Origin of the sequence: Aeromonas sp. ASNIH8 (assembly GCF_002919855.1) — a bacterium.
Classification (GTDB): domain Bacteria; phylum Pseudomonadota; class Gammaproteobacteria; order Enterobacterales; family Aeromonadaceae; genus Aeromonas; species Aeromonas caviae.
This window is the reverse complement of record NZ_PQLN01000194.1, coordinates 1-2,480: the sequence shown is the minus strand read 5'-3', so window position 1 is coordinate 2,480 and position 2,480 is coordinate 1. Positions and strand designations below refer to the sequence as shown.

Here is a 2,480-nt window from a genome sequence, read left to right as displayed (position 1 = left end):
TGTTTGAGCCCGTCAACAGCTTCAAAACCAATCAGACCAAGCTGGCAAGGCTCCAACGCCAGTTGAGCAAAAAGGTAAAGTTCAGCAGCAACTGGAAGAAACAAAAAGCCAAGATCCAGCGGCTGCACTCACATATCGCCAATAGCCGCCGCGATTACCTTCACAAGGTCACAACGACTATCAGCAAAAACCACGCGATGATCGTCATTGAGGATTTGAAGGTTGCCAGCATGTCAAAATCAGCAGCGGGCACGACCAGCCAGCCGGGGCGCAACGTCCGGGCAAAATCAGGGCTGAATCGTTCGATATTAGATCAGGGCTGGTTTGAGCTGCGCCGCCAGCTCGAATATAAGCAGGCATGGCGAGGCGGTCAGGTGTTGGCGATAAACCCGGCCTACACGAGCCAGCAGTGCGCCTGTTGTGGGCATACTGCGAAGGATAACCGCCAGACGCAAAGCCAGTTTAAATGCGCTGCGTGTGGTTATGAGGCGAACGCCGATGTGAACGGCGCTCGCAATATTTTAGCGGCGGGACACGCCGTTTTAGCCTGTGGAGGCGTGGTGCAATCAGGCCGCCCGATGAAGCAGGAACCCGGTACTGCGCGAGCAGCTATCACCCAGTAATGGGAATCCCCCTCCTGTGACGCGAAGCGCTAAGGTGGGGAGGATGTCAAGACGATAGGCAAAAAACTTACCGCCGGCTTTGCCGTACTCGGCCTGATGATGGCCTTTATCGGCGGCTTCTCGCTGTTTGAATTCAGCAAGATGAACCGCGCCGCCATCGGCTTTACCGACAGTATCCTGCCCGCCGTCGTGCGCACCAGCACCCTCGGCGAGACCATCAATGCCCTGCGCCGCTACGAACTGGATGTCTTCCTGGTGGCGGACGATGCCCAGCAGAAGGCCCGCTATCGCAACGAGAGCGAGAAGAGCCTGCAAGAGGCTGCGCGCCAGATAGTGGCCCACGATGGCACCATCTGGGCGGAGGATCGGGAGGAGCGCCGCGCCTTTGACATCGTCAAGGCGGACTGGGAGCGATATGTCGCCCTGCACCAGCGCATCCGGCAGATGCAGGACTCGGGACAGATGGCCGAAGCCCGGCACCTCTTCATGGGGGAGGGGGTCACCCTCTACACCACCCTGAGCAAGTCGGTGGGGGATCTCATTCGCATCAACCACGGCTACTCCGTGGGCTCCCGCGCCGAGGTGATCGCCGCCTTTGACAGCGCCAAGCTGAGTGTGACCCTGGCCCTGGTGATCGGCCTGGCCCTGGTTGTCGCCCTCTCCGTGGTGCTGACCCGCCAGATCCGTGACCCGCTCATCATGCTGGCCCGTCAGGCCCAGCGCATTGCGAGCGGCGATCTCGGTCGGGGCGAGCTGCAGGAGTGGATCCGCGGCAACCGCTTCAACCGCGACGAGCTGGGCCAGCTGGGGTCGGCCATCGACCGGATGCAGGGGGCTCTGGCGGAGCTGGTGAGTGAAATCTCCGGTTCGGTGAGTCAGCTCAGCAGCGCGGTAGAGGAGGTGAGCGCCATCTCCGAGCAGTCCGCCGAAGGCATGGCAAGCCAGCAGGGAGAGGTCTCTCAGGTCGCCACCGCCATGAACGAGATGCAGTCCACCGTCAATGAGGTGTCTCGCAACACCACGGACGCCATGGGGGCGGCCAAGCAGGCTTCCCGGGGTCAGCTCACGAAACGGAAAAAATCGTACGTTAAGCGCATGCCATGTTGGCGCGACGGTCTCTTGACGACCCGATCCTGCCGTTCAGTCCATCAAGAACTGAACAGCAGCTAATAAATTACAGGAGCCGTTCGTGATGAACGGTCACGCGCGGCCAGTCGATGCAGCCATTGAGGAAAAGTGGGCTGAGCAACTATTTTTTCAACGCCTTACCAGGTTTTTTTGGGGCCGAGTTCTGAAGGGGGCCTCTGTGCTCAACTAATCTCTGCAATAGCTGATTAGTTTTCCGTTGCTCTAGTAGTAGCTCGCGGAGGAGGGAATCTGTCTTTGATTCCTTTTCTGGCTCAAGCCACTGCTTGGTATTTAAGTCATACCAAAAACCACTATTGTCAGGCAGCTCGATGCCACAAACGACTCGATCACCTTCCTGACGCGCTTCTCCTCTACTTTGAATCGCCTCCTTTAGCTCCTTACGTGCAGCATGCTGTCCATGATTCAAAAAAATTGTTGCCGCTTTACGCGTCACCCCTTCCTTCACTTCACCGCGCTCACGAAACACGAAATCAAGAACCCCTTCCTGATCCGCATGGCCTGAGTAATAGCCCTGTATTTCAATGGCTTTCAAAGTGACCTCAGTCGGCGTAATTGTTTTCTCGCCAATCACCAGGTCCTCGCTAAATAGCTGTTCCGAATAGTAGATCACCGGAGGAAGGGAACTCAGTCCAGTTTGTGCGATCTGATTAGTCGCTAAACAAAACAAGCCACACCCAAAGGACTGAGTTGATGCCTATCCTACCACCT

The 2,480-nt window shown here is 57.3% G+C and carries 2 protein-coding genes and 1 pseudogene; 2 read left to right on the top strand and 1 reads right to left on the bottom strand.

What is annotated here, in order from left to right:
* A partial coding sequence (locus C3418_RS23280) for an RNA-guided endonuclease TnpB family protein (protein ID WP_146054157.1) occupies nt 1-623 on the top strand: 623 nt, incomplete at its 5' end.
* Between the two features lie 54 nt (nt 624-677).
* Nucleotides 678-1,679: pseudogene (locus C3418_RS23275) on the top strand (methyl-accepting chemotaxis protein); the annotation flags it as partial.
* 193 nt (nt 1,680-1,872) lie between these two features.
* Here C3418_RS23275 and C3418_RS23270 read toward each other — a convergent pair.
* Nucleotides 1,873-2,343 carry a hypothetical protein gene (locus C3418_RS23270; RefSeq protein ID WP_146054156.1) on the bottom strand — a complete coding sequence of 157 codons (471 nt, stop codon included), beginning with the start codon at nt 2,341-2,343 and terminating at the stop codon, nt 1,873-1,875.
* Nucleotides 2,344-2,480: the final 137 nt, after the last annotated feature.